This is a genomic window from Alkalidesulfovibrio alkalitolerans DSM 16529 (genome assembly GCF_000422245.1).
Taxonomy (GTDB): Bacteria; Desulfobacterota; Desulfovibrionia; order Desulfovibrionales; family Desulfovibrionaceae; genus Alkalidesulfovibrio; species Alkalidesulfovibrio alkalitolerans.
Map to the genome: position 1 here is coordinate 50,466 of NZ_ATHI01000026.1, position 14,921 is coordinate 65,386.

The 14,921-nt window shown below is 65.5% G+C and carries 13 protein-coding genes; 7 read left to right on the top strand and 6 right to left on the bottom strand.

Annotation, left to right across the window (positions count from 1 at the left end; translation table 11 throughout):
• Positions 1-113 precede the first annotated feature (113 nt).
• On the bottom strand, positions 114-539 hold the full coding sequence (locus tag DSAT_RS07765; protein WP_020886938.1) for a hypothetical protein: 426 nt from the start codon (positions 537-539) through the stop codon (positions 114-116).
• The gene (locus DSAT_RS07770) at positions 529-1,545 is read right to left on the bottom strand and encodes a 4Fe-4S dicluster domain-containing protein (RefSeq protein ID WP_020886939.1); all 1,017 of its coding nucleotides are present in this window, start codon (positions 1,543-1,545) and stop codon (positions 529-531) included. Before DSAT_RS07770 ends, DSAT_RS07765 begins: the two co-directional genes overlap by 11 nt.
• Positions 1,546-1,615: 70 nt before the next feature.
• Here DSAT_RS07770 and DSAT_RS07775 point away from each other — a divergent pair, with 70 nt between their 5' ends.
• From DSAT_RS07775 to DSAT_RS07785, 3 genes are all read left to right on the top strand, one after another.
• A complete protein-coding gene (locus tag DSAT_RS07775; RefSeq protein WP_020886940.1) occupies positions 1,616-2,503 on the top strand; it encodes a glutaminyl-peptide cyclotransferase in 888 nt (295 codons plus the stop codon).
• Complete coding sequence (locus tag DSAT_RS07780) at positions 2,500-3,312, top strand: hypothetical protein (protein ID WP_020886941.1); 813 nt, start codon at positions 2,500-2,502, stop codon at positions 3,310-3,312. The genes DSAT_RS07775 and DSAT_RS07780 overlap by 4 nt, the downstream gene beginning before the upstream one ends.
• A gap of 188 nt (positions 3,313-3,500) precedes the next feature.
• On the top strand, positions 3,501-4,811 hold the full coding sequence (locus DSAT_RS07785; protein WP_040371017.1) for a hypothetical protein: 1,311 nt from the start codon (positions 3,501-3,503) through the stop codon (positions 4,809-4,811).
• A gap of 243 nt (positions 4,812-5,054) precedes the next feature.
• On the opposite strand, the gene DSAT_RS07790 is transcribed toward DSAT_RS07785, so the two are convergent.
• Positions 5,055-6,152, bottom strand: coding sequence for a response regulator (locus DSAT_RS07790; protein ID WP_020886943.1), 1,098 nt, complete (start codon positions 6,150-6,152; stop codon positions 5,055-5,057).
• Between the two features lie 144 nt (positions 6,153-6,296).
• Between DSAT_RS07790 and dapF the strand changes: the two genes are divergently transcribed.
• A complete protein-coding gene (gene dapF / locus DSAT_RS07795) occupies positions 6,297-7,145 on the top strand; it encodes a diaminopimelate epimerase (RefSeq protein ID WP_020886944.1) in 849 nt (282 codons plus the stop codon).
• A gap of 176 nt (positions 7,146-7,321) precedes the next feature.
• On the opposite strand, the gene DSAT_RS07800 is transcribed toward dapF, so the two are convergent.
• Positions 7,322-7,792, bottom strand: a complete 471-nt coding sequence (locus DSAT_RS07800) for an acyl-CoA thioesterase (protein WP_020886945.1) — start codon at positions 7,790-7,792, stop codon at positions 7,322-7,324.
• 83 nt (positions 7,793-7,875) lie between these two features.
• On the opposite strand from DSAT_RS07800, the gene DSAT_RS07805 reads away from it, so the two are divergent.
• On the top strand, positions 7,876-8,202 hold the full coding sequence (locus tag DSAT_RS07805; RefSeq protein WP_020886946.1) for a carboxymuconolactone decarboxylase family protein: 327 nt from the start codon (positions 7,876-7,878) through the stop codon (positions 8,200-8,202).
• A gap of 230 nt (positions 8,203-8,432) precedes the next feature.
• Here DSAT_RS07805 and DSAT_RS07810 read toward each other — a convergent pair whose 3' ends face one another.
• Positions 8,433-11,084, bottom strand: a complete 2,652-nt coding sequence (locus DSAT_RS07810; RefSeq protein WP_020886947.1) for a valine--tRNA ligase — start codon at positions 11,082-11,084, stop codon at positions 8,433-8,435.
• A gap of 151 nt (positions 11,085-11,235) precedes the next feature.
• Here DSAT_RS07810 and DSAT_RS07815 point away from each other — a divergent pair, with 151 nt between their 5' ends.
• Both DSAT_RS07815 and DSAT_RS07820 read left to right on the top strand, forming a co-directional pair.
• Positions 11,236-12,510 carry a hypothetical protein gene (locus tag DSAT_RS07815; protein ID WP_020886948.1) on the top strand — a complete coding sequence of 425 codons (1,275 nt, stop codon included), beginning with the start codon at positions 11,236-11,238 and terminating at the stop codon, positions 12,508-12,510.
• Between the two features lie 67 nt (positions 12,511-12,577).
• Positions 12,578-13,945 (top strand): L-serine ammonia-lyase, encoded by a 1,368-nt coding sequence (locus DSAT_RS07820; protein ID WP_020886949.1) that lies wholly within the window; start codon positions 12,578-12,580, stop codon positions 13,943-13,945.
• 102 nt (positions 13,946-14,047) lie between these two features.
• Here DSAT_RS07820 and DSAT_RS15380 read toward each other — a convergent pair whose 3' ends face one another.
• Positions 14,048-14,803 carry a hypothetical protein gene (locus DSAT_RS15380; protein ID WP_020886950.1) on the bottom strand — a complete coding sequence of 252 codons (756 nt, stop codon included), beginning with the start codon at positions 14,801-14,803 and terminating at the stop codon, positions 14,048-14,050.
• Positions 14,804-14,921 lie beyond the last annotated feature (118 nt).

Consider the following 14,921-nt stretch of genomic DNA (forward strand, 5'->3'; position numbering starts at 1 on the left):
CAAAAAGCCTCGGATGCAAAGCGCAAAAAATCAAGGCTTACGAGCTACAAACAAGCGGGGGTTGGATTATTCATAGCTCCACAGCGGATGATGGGACCCTTGGGAGGCCTGATTCAGTCTCGACGAATCCGCCTGCGCAGGGCAAGCCGGGCCATGGTCAGAACGAACAGCGCCATGATCCCGCCCAGATGGGCCAGGACGACCGTCTGGGCGGCCACGGGCGGCAACGCGCCCCACACGGTGTTGTGCGCCACGTGCATGAGTCCAGTGACGATGACGGCCAGATAGACCCCGGCGCGCAGGTACAGGCCGGGAGTCGCCCGTCGCGGCCCCGCCAGCCAGACTGTGACCGTCCACCCGGCCAGGAGCAGGAACAGGGCGGCGGCCGCATAGTGCACGGCTGAGGTCGCCGAATAGTCGGCCAGCCAGCCAAGGCCCGGCAGGTCGGCGATATGATAGCGCTTCATGATCGGCATCTGGGCGAAGCCGGTCAGGGCCAGCACGGCCACAAGGGCGGCCCAGGCGTTCTTACGGTTCATGGCGGTCCTTCTGGGAGTCTTTTCTGCGTCCGGCGAGGATCGCGAGCACTCCGGCGGCGATTCCGGCCAGCGGCGCGCCAAGCACGGCGGCCGCGTACTTTTCCTCGTTGCGCATGACCGAGGGGGCGTCCGGGAAGCCGGGACGCCCGGGCCCCGTGCCCACAGCCGCGTCGAGCAGTTCGAAGGGTACGGGCGAGAGATAGATGGTGTTGGTGCCGCCGTTCTCGTCCAGGCCGTAGAGGAAATGGCCGCGCTCGGCCGCCAGGGTCTTGGCCCTGGCCACGATCTCGTCGCGCGGGCCGATCTGTTGCACGTCCATGGGACATGCCTCGATGCAGGCGGGCAGGCCGCCCGATTCCACCCGGTCCTGGCAGCGATCGCACTTGAACATCACGCCGTTGCCCGCGAAGGCGGGCAGAAGATCGAGATAAAGCCCAACGCCCGATTGGCGCTGTGGAATGCTCCAGGGACAGACGTCGCGGCACTTGGCCCCGCCCAGGCAGGTGGACTCGTCGATGCGCACTGCGCCGTTCGTCTCGCGCCGGGCCGCGCCGAAGGGGCAGAGCTTGGCGCAGGGCGGATTGACACAGTGCAGGCAACGCCTGGGCGCATGGACGAGATGGGTCCTTCCCTGGTATGTGACCTCGGCGCTTTGGATGAAAAGACGGGTGTAGGGCGTCAGGCGATCGTCCACGTGCTTTTTGTCCGAGAAGTCCTCGGGCTTGGCGCGCGCCGGATACATCGTCGGGATGGGCCGCACCGGCTCGGGCACGTGATCCATGGAGCGCGTCCGGCAGGCCTCGACGCAGGCCCCGCAGCCGATGCAGCGGGAAAGGTCGATCAACGTGGCCAGCTCGATGGTTCTGGGCGCTGATGATGCCGTGGCGGCCTTGGCCGTGCCAGGGGCGAGACAGGCCGCGCCTGCGGCCGCGAGCCCGCCCAGGAAGGCCCGCCTGGACAGGCCGCGTTCTTTTGCCGGAGTCGTTTCTTCGGGGTTCTTGCTCATGTCGGTTCCATATTCAAAGGAGATTGCACTATACCCTGTGCCGGTATAGTGTATAATTCGGGTTCGAAAAATGTCCAGATCATTTTTGCGTGGCCGACTCCTTTTTTTCGCCCTGCTCGCGGCGGGGCTCGCCCTGGCCTGCGCCGGGCAGGTGCGCGGCGAAGCGTCTGCGCCGGTGCTTCCGGCGCGAATCGTTGCTGCATACCCGCACGATCCTTTGGCCTTCACCCAGGGGCTGGTCATGCTCGGACCGCACCTCGTGGAGAGCACCGGGCTTTACGGCCGCTCGGAGCTGCGCCTCGTGGAGATCGAGAGCGGACGGGTGCTTTCCCGCTCGCGGCTGTCCGGCCGCCTCTTCGGCGAGGGCGTGGCCGTGGCGCCCGGCGTGGGCGGCTTGGTCGCGCCGCACGCCCCGGCCATCGTCCAACTCACCTGGCAGGAGGGCAAGGCCCTGGTCTACGACGCCGCGACCTTCGACATCCTTGGTGAATTCCGCTACCAGGGAGAGGGCTGGGGGTTGGCCTTCGACGGACGCCGCCTGCTCATGTCCAATGGCTCGTCGCGCCTCTCCTTCCGCGATCCCGCCACATTCGAGGAGCGCGGCTGCGTGGTCGTGAAGGACGGCGGACGCGAGGTGGTGGGGTTGAACGAACTGGCCTGGCTGCCGCCGGGCGTGGGCCCTGGGAGCGGCTCCGAGGGGCTCGTGCTGGCCAACGTCTGGCAATCGGTCCACGTCGTGGCCGTGGACCCGGAAAGCGGCGAGGTACGCTGGCGGCTCGACCTTTCCGAGGCCTGGCAGCGAAGTGGCCACGCTGGCAGCGAGCGCAACGTGCCTAACGGCTTGGCTTACGACGAGCGTAATGGGCGGCTCTTGGCCACAGGAAAATTCTGGCCCTGGCTCTTCGCCCTGGAAATACCCCAAGCGCTGCCCCGCGAGGGCGGCCGAGAGACGCCATGACCGACGCCGCGAGCGAAAATTCGAAGGTCATCAGAGCCGAGGCCGAGAGCGTGCCCACCACAGGCAACGCCATGCCCGACCTGGACATCCTGGAGATGCCGGTCGAGGGCGTGGCCGCCTTCTGGCTCTCGCTCAAGAAGCTGTGCGATCTTCGGCGCGGCAAGAAGATCATGGCCGAGGAGGCCGAATACACGGCCGAGCCCTTCATCCGCCATCTGCTGCTCATCGGTCTGGAGCCCTGGCCCGAGGAGGCGGTGCGCCGCGCGGTCGAGGCAAAGGCCGCGACCATCCGCGAGGGCTACCGCAGAAAGCTCGCGCTGATGCGGCTTGGGCTCATGTCCCTGACCACGCGCGAGAATCCCCGCCTGACGTTAACGCGCATGCACGCGCTCTTTCCGGCCATGGCCCTGGACGAGGAGAAACTCCTGCGCGTGGCCCAGGGATTGATGAAGAGTCTAGCCGATCCCGGCGCGGACAGACGGACGCTCCTTGGCGTGAGCACGCGCCTGCCACCCGACCGGCTCATGGTCAAACTGCTCTTCTACGCGGTGCACTCTCGCCGCCACGGCGCGCAGTCGTTGCGCGAGCTTCTGCCCCACGCGGGCTCGGCCGCCTTCGTCGAGGGTCTGACCATGATCCTCGACGGTTTCGATCCCGAGTTCGTGCGCGAGACTGTCCAGGTCTCCCACGAGGAACTTCTCCTCGACGCCCGGCGCAAGATGGAGATGGCCCTGGAGATGTTCCTGGCCATCCGCGCGCGTCTGAACTACGATCAGATATACACCCTGGCCCTGTCCTACATCCCCTGACGGACCGTCCCGAAAGTCCCGCCTGTTGCATCGCCGCCCGCGTCCCGTGCCTCATGCGGTCTTTACGGGGAGAGCGGCGAACGGTAATACCGGAGCGCAACGACACAAAGGAGGGCGGCCGCCGCCAGGGTTTTCGCGAGGTTCACGAGAGCGTTGCGGGAACGTTGCCGGAAACGGGCCGCACGGCCATGCGCGCACATCTTCTGAATATCCCCTGCTGCAACACGGGCGGCCGTCCGCTCAGCGAGGCCGATCTTTTCGGCCGCGCGGTCCTCGTCCAGTTCTTCGACGACGACCCGGCCGGGCTTCTCGCCTGGCGCGAGACCGCCGAGTTCATCGCGGACCAGGGCCGGGGAGTGCTGCCCTGCGGCGTCTTCAGCCCCGAGGACGCGGCGGCGGCCGAACGCGAGACCATGCGCAAGATGGTCCGCCGCCTGAACGTGGTCTGGCCTGTGACGGCCGACGCCTCGGGCGACCTGCGCGCGGTCTTTGCCGTGCCGCGCCTGCCCCTAACCGTGCTGCTCGACCCCGATGGCAACGAGGTCTGGCGCGGCGAGCCGGACGACCTGCCCGAGACGGGCGCGATCATTGCCGCTTGGCGCAGGGACGGGCTGCTCGACACGACGCCCTTCGTGCCCTCGCCCGAGGAGGAACTGCGCTTCGACGACGTGCTGCATTTTCCCGAGGCTGTGGCCGCGTGCGACGGCCTCGTGGTGGTGGCGGACACGGGCGCGCACCGGCTCATGGCGGGCCGCTTCATCGACGAACGACCCCTGGCCGTGGTGGAGTGGATCGTTGGCAAGATGCCGGGTTTTTCCTCCGGCACCTTTGCCGAGGCGAGCTTCTTCGGGCCGCGCGGCCTGGCCTTCTCGCCGGACGGCAGCGCCCTGGCCGTGGCTGATTCCCTGAACCACGCCGTGCGGCTCGCGGACCTGGAGACGCGGACGGTGCGCACGCTGCCGGGTTTCGTGCGCCTGCCCACGGCCGTGGCCTACCTGGGCGAGACGCTTTTCGCGGCCGCGCCGTGCGCCGGCGCCATCGTGCGCATGAACGAGAAAGGGCCTGAGATCGCGGCGCGCGTGCCCGGTGTGCTGGCCTTGGCCGGGGACGGGGAGCGGCTATGGTTCCTGGATGGCGCGGGAGGCATCGGCTGGTTCGATCCAGGCAACGGCGCGACCGGCGCGCTTGCCCTCTCGCGGCCGCTCGTCCGGCCCGCCGGGCTTTGCCTGGCACAGGCCGACGGCCTCCTGCTCTGCGTGGCCGAGACCGGCGCGAACGCCGTGGCCACCATCGATCCGGCCACGGGCGAGGTCAAAACGCGCGCGGGCAAGGGCAGGGGCTACGTGGACGGCTTCAGGCCGCGCTTCTTCGGCCCCAGGGGCATCGCGGCCATGAGCCGCACCCTGTTCGTGGCCGACACCAGCAACCACGCCCTGCGCGCCGTGAGCCTGGCCGAGAGCGGCGCGGGCAGCGTCACGCTGTACGCCGCAGCCGAGTGAACCGGGATTTACTGGATCGCCCGGAGGAGGCTCCGCCTCCTCCGGACCACCTCCGCCAGGGGGCTCAGCCCCCTGGACCCCGCGATTCGCATCGAAACCATCGTTGGCAAAGCCGACTTCGGTGCGGCGGCGGTGATACGCCTCTGAACCATGCTTTCCCGAAACCGTCGCAGACGGTTTCGGGAATCGCAGGGGGGCCGGGGGGATCATCCCCGGGGGAGATCATCTCCCCCGGCAAAGGTATTAGGCTGCGGTCGTCAGGCGGCGCATGGCGCGCTTGACGGGGCTGAGCATCGTTTCGAGCCAGCCCGTGGCGGCCTCGCTGTTTTTGCGGCTATGCAAAGAGGCCAGTAGCGTTTCGAGTTCCGCCACCTCGGTGTTGTGCTCGCGCGCCGTGTCCAGCACCTCGCGGGCGCGCTCGTCCTGGCCCACGATGCAGTAGGCGCGCGCTAGGCAATGCGCCACGGCCGCGCTCTCCGGGGTCAGCTTGAGGGCCTTTCGCCAGGCGAGCAGCGCCTCGGCGTAGTCCTCGTTGAGCCACAGCCGCTTGCCCAGGGCGTAGAAGGGGTTGTCCGTCTCGGCGCCGGCGGCGCGCAACTCGGCGAAGAGCACCCGGACCTCGAAGAACCTGTCCTGTTCGGCCAGGCAGTGCACGGCCTTGCGCATGTGCTTGAAGTATTTTCCGAGGTCGCCGATGCCTTTGTAGGCACGGGCCAGTCCCTCGTGGGCTTCGGCGTAGGCCGCGTTCAGGTTCAGGGCCTGATGGAAGGCGGAGATGGCGGCCGGGAAGCGCCCCTTGAGCAGAAGCCCCATGCCGCGTTCCACCGCGCCCCTGGCCGGACTGACGGCGTGGGTGCGGCTGGTCGCCTCGTCCGCCGCTTCGATTTCCGGAAGGCTTGCGAAGGCGTTCTTGAGCGCCCTGGCCTTGGCCAGCATCACGGCCGTCGCGCCGGGCAGGGTCGTGTTGCGCCTGGCCTGGCGCATCTGCCGCTCCAGAGCGGCCAGGGAGTAGGGCCGCACCACGTAGCCATGGCAGCCCGCCGCGATGGCGGAAAGAATGGCCCTCTCGTCGCGGGCCGTGGCCGCCATGAGCACAGGCAATTGCTGCAGGCGCGGCGCAAGGCGCACGCGTTCGAGCAGGGTCAGGCCGTCCATGTCGGCGAGCCGTTCGTCGCAGATCAAAAGGTCCGCCTCTTGGGCCTCCAGATAAGCCAACGCCTCGTCGCCCCGCTCGAAGCACACGGTCAACGCGGCCCCGGCCTGTTTGGCCATGGTTTTGTCCGTGCGTGCGTGTCCATCATTCGCGCTGGCGATGACCACCGTTCCCATGCGTCGCGCCATGTTCTCCTCCAGGAAAAAACTGCCTTCGGCCAGGAAGAAAGCAGGAACGATGCCAGAAGCGTGGAGGCGCGCGGTGCAAGGCCTCTCGACGGCCTTGGCCGTCGCGTGCTAGGATGCCGCGCACTACGAGCGAAGGAGCAGGTAATGAGCGTGACTTTCCCGGCCAGTGTGCCGTTTTACAAGATGCAGGGCAGCGGCAACGATTTCGTGGTCATCGACAACCGCGCGGCGAGGATTCCCGAACTGGAGATGCAGCGTTTCGCCGTGGCCGCGTGCCGTCGGGCCTTCGGCATCGGCGCGGACGGCATCTTCTTCCTCGATCTGCCCAAGGAACGTACTGACGTTGACGTAATCTGGCATTTCTTCAACGCTGACGGCTCCCGGGCCGAGATGTGCGGCAACGCCTCTCGTTGCGCCGCGCGGCTCGCGCACATGCTGGGCATGGCCGGACCGGGGCTTTCCATCGGCACGGACGCGGGCGTGGTGCGCGCCGAGGTTTTCGAAGACGAGCGTGAGGTGCGGGTGCAGCTCACGCCGCCGTGCGGCCTTGAGACCGGCATCGCCCTGGATCTGGGCGGCGGCGAGGCCTTCACCGGCCACTTCGTGAACACGGGCGTGCCGCACGCCGTGATCTTCGTCGAGAACGTCGAGAATGTGGACGTGGACCGCCTGGGCCGGGCGATCCGGTATCATGCCCGTTTCGCCCCGGCTGGAACCAACGTCAATTTCGCCCAGATCGTCTCGGCCGAAGCTATCTCGCTGCGCACCTACGAGCGCGGCGTGGAAGGTGAGACCTACGCGTGCGGCACCGGCGCGAGCGCGGCGGTCTATCTGGCCCACCACCTGAAGCTGACCGGGCCTGACGTGCAGGTCACGACCTCGGGGGGCGAGCGTTTGGGCATCGGCGTGGTCGAGGGCGCGCTGTTCCTGCGCGGCAAGGCCGAGATCACCTTCAGCGGCGTCTTGAATCTGCAAAGCGTCGGCCTGGCCTGATTTCCGTCGGGTACAGTCGTCGGGGGCAGGGGCCTGTCATCGCCGCACCGGCGTCGGCTTTGCCAACGATGGTTTCATTGCGAATCCAGGGTCCAGGGAACATCGTTCCCTGGCGGTGGAGGTCTGGGGGAGGCGGAGCCTCCTTCGGGCTATCCCGCACTTTGCGGCATGATCGCTCAGATCTTGGCGCGCCGGGTGCGGGCGTCGCGCCGCCAGGCCGCCTCGCGTGAGCGCCGTTCGTCCTCGGCCGTCTCGGGGATGAGCGGCGGCACGATTGTGGGGCGGCCCTCGGAGTCGAGGGCCACGAAGGTCAGGAAGGCCGTGGCCACGTGGCGCGTCTCGCCCGTGAGCAGGTCCTCGGCCTCGGCCCGCACGCCGCATTCAAGCGAGGTCTTGCCCACGCCGTTGACGCTGGCCCGAAACGTCACCAGTTCGCCCACGGACACAGGCTGGTGGAAATCCATGCGGTCGATGGAGGCCGTGACCGCGTTCATGCGGCAGTGACGCATGGCAGCCACTCCCGCAGCCACGTCCATATACTTCATCAGCACGCCGCCGTGCACGCTGCCGAAGGGGTTTGCGTCCTGCGGTTCCATGACGCGCGAGAGCGTGAAGCGCGAGGCGGACACCGGGCGTCCTTCGTCCATGGATTCCCTCGAAAATCGTTTTTACGATCTCTCTAGCTGCTTTGCGACTTTTGGTCTACATGTGAAAGAAAAAGGAGCATGCCATGGCAGCCAAACACAGCGAAAAGCTTCCCAAGCATTACCGTCGTCTCAACGAACGCCATCCGGCTCTGATGGAGGCCGTGCAGGCCCTGGGCAAGACCGTGCAGGAGATGGGCCCGCTGGACTCCAAGACCGTGCGCTTGGTGCAACTCGCGGGCGCGGCCGCCGCCTATTCCACGGGCTCGGTGCAAAGCCACGCCCGCAGGGCGCTGGAGGCCGGGGCCACGCGCGAGGAGATCGAGCATGCCATCATCAGCCTGACCTCGACCATCGGCTTCCCCAACGTGGCCGCTGCGCTGGACTGGGTACATGATGCGCTGAAAGACTAGTAGACTGTCCCGAAAGCACCATCTCGGCACTGTCGCAAAAGCGCCGGACCTTCGTGTATGCGAATACACGTCGGCCCCGGCGCTTTTGTGCGCCTTGCATCTGGCGCTTTTCGAACAGTCTGCGAAGCGGTATTCTTCAGGTGCCTACTGGCGGCCAGCCTGGATTTGGGCGCGAAAAAAGGCGCGACGGCAACCGTCGCGCCTTTTTTGCGTTCAGAGCGACTTGCGCTTCACCCCATCACGCTCACGAGGCGCTCGCGCAGCGCATTGAGCTTGTCGCGCTTCTCGTCCATGGCGGTCAGCTTTTCGCGTTCCTTTTGCACCACGTCGGCCGGGGCGTTGGCCAAGAAGCCGTCGTTGTTCAGCTTCTTCTGGACCACGGTGTAGTCCTTTTCGATCTTGCCCAGCTCCTTGTCCAGGCGGGCAAGCTCGTCCGCGAAGTTCACCGCGCCTTCGAGCGGCACCCGGATCTCGACCCCGCCCGCCACCACGGCGGCCGAGGCCTTGGGCGCGCGAACGTCCGGCCCGGCCTCGATCGCGCCCACGCGCGCCAATCGCCGGATATGCTCGGCGTTGTCGCGGATCACGGCCAGGGCGGATTCGTCCTCGCAGCGCATGAGCGCGGAAAGCTCCAGGGACGGCGCGATGTTGAGCTCGCCCCGGATGTTGCGGATGCCCACGATGATCTCCTGCACGAGCTTCATGCGGGCCTCGGCCGCGGGATCGGCGCACTCGGGCCGCGCGGCCGGGAAGGGCGCGGTGGCCAGGTTGGAGGGGGCCGCGCCGGGCAGGTGCGACCATATCTCCTGGGTCACGAAGGGCATGATGGGGTGCAGAAGCGTCAGCGTCTCGGCCAGCACGGTCAGGAGCACGCGGCGCGCGGCCTCCTTCTCCTGGTCCGAGCCGGTCTGCATGTCCAGCTTGATCATCTCCAGATACCAGTCGCAGAACTCGCGCCAGACGAAGCCGTAGAGCGTCTGGGCGGCGTCGTTGAAGTGGTATGTGGTCATGGCCTGGTCCACCTCGGCCTTGACCGTCTCCAGGCGCGAGAGGATGTAGCGGTGGTGCAGGCCCGTGGCCGCGGCGGGGGAGGCCTCCTTCGGCTCGCCGTCGAGGTTCATGAGCGCGAAGCGGGCCGCGTTCCACAGTTTGTTCACGAAGTGGCGGTAGCCCTCGATGCGCGCCTCGGACATGCGTATGTCGCGGCCCATGGCCGCGAACGCGGCCAGGGTGAAGCGCAGCGCGTCGCAGCCGTACTTGTCGATCATCAGCAGGGGGTCGATGACGTTGCCCGTGGACTTGGACATCTTCTTGCCGTCCTCGTCGCGCACCAGGGCATGGATGTACACGTCGCGAAACGGCGCCTTGTCCATGAAGTGCAGGCCCATCATCATCATCCGGGCGACCCAGAAGAAGAGGATGTCGAAGGCCGTGACCAGCACCGAGGTGGGGTAGAACACGGCCAGATCGCGCGTTTTCTCGGGCCAGCCCATGGTCGAGAAGGGCCACAGGGCTGAGGAGAACCATGTGTCGAGCACGTCCTCGTCCTGGCGCAGCGCGCCTCCGCAGGCACAGTGGTCCGGGTTAGCGCGCGAACAAATGGTCGCGCCGCAGTCGGCGCAGTACCAGACCGGGATGCGGTGCCCCCACCAGAGCTGGCGCGAGATGCACCAGTCGCGGATGTTGTCCAGCCAGTTGAAATACGTCTTTTCCCAGGAGGGCGGATGGATTTTCGTCTCGCCCATCTCCACGGCCTTGCGCGCCCGCTCGGCCAGGGTCTTCACGGCCACGAACCACTGCATGGAGACGTGCGGCTCGATGGTCGTGGCGCAGCGGTAGCACTGGCTGATCTTGTGTTCGTAATCCTCGATCGCGGCCAAAAGCCCCTGGGCGTCGAGGTCGGCCGCGACCTTCTCGCGGCAGGCGGCCGCGGACATGCCCTGATAGGCAGACCCGGCCTCGGCGGTCATGTCGCCGCGGTCGTCGATGACCTTGATCACGGCCAGCCCGTGCTTTTTGCCCAGGTCCCAGTCGTTCATGTCGTGCGCGGGCGTGACCTTCAGGCAGCCGGTGCCGAATTCGCGTTCCACGTAGGCGTCGGCAATGATCGGGATGCGGCGGCCCGTGAGCGGCAGGATGACTTCCTTGCCGATCAGCGCCTGGTAGCGTTCATCCTCTGGATGCACGGCCACGGCCGTGTCGCCGAGCATGGTTTCGGGCCGGACCGTGGCCACCACGACCTCGCCCGAGCCGTCGGCCAGGGGGTAGCGGATCTTGTAGAGGCGTCCCTTGTGCGGCGCGTATTCCACCTCGTCGTCGGCCAGGGCGGTGTGGCAGCGGGTGCACCAGTTGATGATGTACTCGCCGCGATAGATGAGCCCCTGCTCGTAGAGCGAGACGAAGACCTCGCGCACGGCGCGCGACAGCCCCTCGTCCATGGTGAAGCGCTCGCGCGTCCAGTCCACGGAACTGCCCAGGCGGCGAATCTGGTTGGTGATGCGGCCGCCGTACTCCTCTTTCCACTTCCAGACTTCTTCGAGAAATTTTTCGCGGCCCAGGTCGTGACGGCTCTTGCCCTCGGCCTTGAGCTTGCGCTCGACCACGTTTTGCGTGGCGATGCCCGCGTGGTCCGTGCCGGGCAGCCAGAGCACCTTTTTGCCCTTTTGGCGTTGGTGGCGGCAGATCATGTCCTGCACGGTCTCGTTCAGGGCATGGCCCATGTGCAGCGCGCCGGTGACGTTGGGCGGCGGGATGACGACGGAGAACGGCTCGCCCGGTCCGTCGGGATCGGGCGTGAAGGTCTTCTCCTGTTCCCAGTGCGCGCCCCAGCGGGCTTCGACATCGGCGGGCTCGTAGCCCTTGGGCAGGGTGGATTCGGCCATGTGATCTGAACTCCTTGGGGGGTCTGGCGATGGAGGGCCTGCTTGTACACCAGGGCCGCACGGCGCGCAACAAAGCCCCAGGGGCCGCGAAAACGCGTCATGTTTGGCTTTGTCTTGATCAGCCCGCCCGCCCGGTGCTACCAAGACGGGCATGGCCGATATCTGCGTGTTGTGGGACGACGTCCATCTGTGGGGCCTGATGCTGCGGCGGGCGCTTTCGGCCTTCGAGCTGCCCGCGCGCCTCGTCACCGGGGCCGAAATCGGCGAGGGGCTGTTGCGCGAGCAACCGCCCAGGGTTCTCATCGTTCCCGGCGGCAACGCCAGGGCCAAGGCGCGTGCCCTTGGGCAACGGGGCCTTGGCGAGGTGCGATCCTTCGTTGCGGGGGGCGGCGGCTACCTCGGTTTTTGCGGAGGCGCGGGGCTTGGGCTCACGGACGGCGAGTCGAGCCTTTCCTTGTGCCCCTGGTGCCGCAAGCCCTTCACCTCGCGCATGCAGCACCTCGTCTCGGGCTTCATGCGCGTCCTGCCGGGCGAGCCGGACGCCTTCGCGCCGACCCCGGCTGGCGAGGGCGCTCCCGAGCCCGAGTTTCCGGTCTGGTGGCCGGGCCGCTTCGCGCCCCGCGAGGACGACGGCGTGACCGTCCTGGCCCGCTACGGCGGTCCCGGTTCCGAACTGTGGGTGGCGGACATCCGCCTGGACAACCTGCCGGTCTCGGCCTTCGACGACTGGCAGGCGGAATACGGCCTCACGCTCTGGCCGAGCTTCATGCAAGGCCAGCCGTGCCTGGTGCGCGGCCAAGTGGGCGAGGGCAGCTATGTGCTCTCCTACGCCCATCTGGAGACGCCAGGCGCGCCCGAGGCCAACCGCTGGCTCGCGCACATCCTCTCGCGCCTGCTTGGCCGCGATGACGCGTCGCTCCAGGCGTCGTCCCTGGCTGTCCCGGCCTGGGACGTGGCCGCCGAGCCCGTGCTTTGGGACGATCCGGTGCTGGCCCGGGCGTGGCGCGTCGTGGAGGAACTGGTCCGGCTCGGTCAGGAGCACTTCCTGCTCTTCGAGCGCACGCCCTGGCTCATCGGCTGGCGGCGAGGGTTGCCGGGCCTGCAACTGAACGCCCTGCGCACCCTGGTGCGCGCGGTCCAGGCCCGCGAACCCGGCCACGAGGCGCGGCGCTTTTGGGCCGCAAGGGCCGATGATTTCGCCCGCGACCTCGATCTCTACGGCCGCGCCGTGACCGGCTACCTTCTGGCCGAACGGCTGGACATGACGCTCTCGCATTCGCCCGGCGCGCCCGCCGTGACCGGCCTTTCAGACCGCCGCGCCGCGCTCTTCGGCCCGCCCCAGGGCATCAGGCAGGCGGGCGGCGGGCTGCACGCGCGCCTGCAAGGCCCCCTGGAAGAACTGGCCCGGCTGCTGCTCACGGCCTGATGGACACGTTGACATCGCACGGGCTTTCGGCAAGGCATGTCCCATTGCCCCACACGCGGAGGCGCGCATGAACGGCATCAGGCTCAGCATCTTCGACCTCTTCAAGATCGGCCCTGGGCCGTCCAGCTCGCACACCATCGGCCCCATGCGCGCGGCGCGCGACTTCAGCGCCGAGGCCGCGCGCCTCGGTGACGAGACGCTTTCCCGCGCGGCGCGGATCGAGGTCAGCCTCTTCGGCAGCCTGGCCGCCACGGGCCGGGGGCACGGCACGGTCAGGGCGGTGCTCGCGGGGCTCTTGGGCATGGAGCCGGAGAACTGCCCGCCCGAGTTCCTGGACGATCTGGCCGCCGATCCCGACCGGGTGCGCGAGATCGCCATCGGCCCGGCCCGACTCACGTTTTCCCCTACGTCCGTGATCTTCGACACCGAGCGCCGCGACATCCCCCACCCGAACACGCTGGCCTTTCGCCTTCTCGACGCCGGAGGCCACGGCCTCTTCGAGAAGGAGTATTATTCCGTGGGCGGCGGGTTCGTGCAATGGAAGGGGTTTGAGCCGCCCGCGCGCGGCGAGCCGCAATACCCCTACGCGACCATGCGCGGCCTGCGCGAGCAACTCGACACTTACGGCCCAGGGCTGGCCCGGCTGATGCTGGAGAACGAGAGCGCCGTGACCGGCGCGTCCGAGGTGGAGGTCATGGCCGGGCTGGACACGGTGCTCGGGGTCATGGAGGCCTCGGTGCGAAACGGCCTCGCGGCCGAGGGCGTCTTGCCGGGCGCGCTTGGGCTGCATCGCAAGGCCAGGACGCTGCTCACCCGTTCAGGGAGCAAGCAGCGCGAGGCCGACCGTTTCATCGCCGAGTTGTGCGCCTGCGCCTTCGCCACGGCCGAGGAGAACGCGGCCGGGCACGTCGTCGTCACAGCGCCCACCTGCGGCGCGGCCGGGGTGGTTCCGGCCGTGGCCCACGTCATGCGCGGCCGTCTCGGGTTGTCCGAGCAGTCCATTCGCGAGGGATTGCTGGCGGCGGCCGCGGTGGGCTTTCTGGCCATTTCCAACGCCACCATCGCGGGCGCGGAGGCCGGGTGTCAGGCGGAGATCGGCGTGGCCTCGGCCATGGCCGCGGCCATGCTCGCGCAGGGCATGGGGCTTGGCGCGCGGGCCGTGGAGAACGCGGCCGAGATCGCGCTTGAGCATCATCTGGGCATGACCTGCGACCCGGTGGGCGGCTACGTGCAGATCCCATGCATCGAGCGTAACGCCATGGGCGCGGTGAAGGCGTATGCGGCCTACGTCATCGCCTCGGTGGCGTTGCCCGCGCACCACAAGGTGGGGCTGGACGAGGCGCTGAAGACGATGCTGGAGACCGGGCGGGACATGTGCGCCAAGTACAAGGAGACCTCGCGCGGCGGCCTGGCCGTGAACATCGCGAACTGCTGACGATATTCTTGTGACGTGAGTCTTTCTAGGGTTTATATTCGGTAAGTTTGTAAATAATATTTCAATTCTTTCTTCTCATCATGATTTATTAAGTATTTTTTATTATTCATAAAGGAATGCGATAGAGTCTGGGTAGATCACAAATTTTTTCCCTGAAAGTTCGATAACGTATTCATTTCCCATTTTGAATAGAATTTTTCCAAAAAATGTATTTTCATTGCATGAAATATTGCTATCTATTTTGCAAATACTTTCTCTTGTTCGTTCATCTAGATGGAATGTGACATTATCTTTTCGGATGCCCGTCAACTCCATTGATCTATCAATAATATATCCTGTCAGCCTCAATGAAACTAGGGCGGGGAGAAGAAGTATTAAAACACAAAATATATGCTTATTTTCCATGTTTGTATTTGTTTTGTGCAATAAAATAATGAACAATATAAACATGACTAAAAATATTGTCGATATATCGCCTATATAATCATATAGAAAATAGGAATTTGTGAGAAGGAGAAGAAAATAGGGGGAGAAAGCAAGGGAATGAGAAGCGAATGTTGATATTGTTTTGCGTAGAAATAGTTCTTTGTTTGCTATCCTGTTGAAGATTCCAAGGAAAAACCTGGCCGCAAAATGTGCCGTTACGACTATCGGGATAGAGAGAAGTAAGTAGATAATTGCAAATGAAAAAGAACTGGTAGCAAAAATAAAAGAGTCACCAATGGCAATCGATGTAGGAAAGTGTTTAATGCGAAAAAGATATATAACAACAACTGCGAGGCCGAGTGAGACCGTTACTTTAGCTAAAAGCGAGATTGTATCTGTTGTCAAAGGTGTGGTTTTTTTTATTTTTATCATATTTTTTCATTGCTCGCATCATGTCTTTGTTTAGGATTCACTTTGTGGCGAACATGTAAGCTTGTATAAAATTTTTTGTAGTGCCAATTATTTTTTGATTCCACCGCGATATTCGTGA

Excerpts from the sequence above, each read along its gene's own strand:
- DSAT_RS07765 (WP_020886938.1), bottom strand. The coding sequence starts at position 539 with ATGAACCGTAAGAACGCCTGGGCCGCCCTTGTGGCCGTGCTGGCCCTG.
- DSAT_RS07770 (WP_020886939.1), bottom strand. The coding sequence starts at position 1,545 with ATGAGCAAGAACCCCGAAGAAACGACTCCGGCAAAAGAACGCGGCCTG.
- DSAT_RS07775 (WP_020886940.1), top strand. The coding sequence starts at position 1,616 with ATGTCCAGATCATTTTTGCGTGGCCGACTCCTTTTTTTCGCCCTGCTC.
- DSAT_RS07780 (WP_020886941.1), top strand. The coding sequence starts at position 2,500 with ATGACCGACGCCGCGAGCGAAAATTCGAAGGTCATCAGAGCCGAGGCC.
- DSAT_RS07785 (WP_040371017.1), top strand. The coding sequence starts at position 3,501 with ATGCGCGCACATCTTCTGAATATCCCCTGCTGCAACACGGGCGGCCGT.
- DSAT_RS07790 (WP_020886943.1), bottom strand. The coding sequence starts at position 6,152 with ATGGCGCGACGCATGGGAACGGTGGTCATCGCCAGCGCGAATGATGGA.
- dapF (WP_020886944.1), top strand. The coding sequence starts at position 6,297 with ATGAGCGTGACTTTCCCGGCCAGTGTGCCGTTTTACAAGATGCAGGGC.
- DSAT_RS07800 (WP_020886945.1), bottom strand. The coding sequence starts at position 7,792 with ATGGACGAAGGACGCCCGGTGTCCGCCTCGCGCTTCACGCTCTCGCGC.
- DSAT_RS07805 (WP_020886946.1), top strand. The coding sequence starts at position 7,876 with ATGGCAGCCAAACACAGCGAAAAGCTTCCCAAGCATTACCGTCGTCTC.
- DSAT_RS07810 (WP_020886947.1), bottom strand. The coding sequence starts at position 11,084 with ATGGCCGAATCCACCCTGCCCAAGGGCTACGAGCCCGCCGATGTCGAA.
- DSAT_RS07815 (WP_020886948.1), top strand. The coding sequence starts at position 11,236 with ATGGCCGATATCTGCGTGTTGTGGGACGACGTCCATCTGTGGGGCCTG.
- DSAT_RS07820 (WP_020886949.1), top strand. The coding sequence starts at position 12,578 with ATGAACGGCATCAGGCTCAGCATCTTCGACCTCTTCAAGATCGGCCCT.
- DSAT_RS15380 (WP_020886950.1), bottom strand. The coding sequence starts at position 14,803 with ATGATAAAAATAAAAAAAACCACACCTTTGACAACAGATACAATCTCG.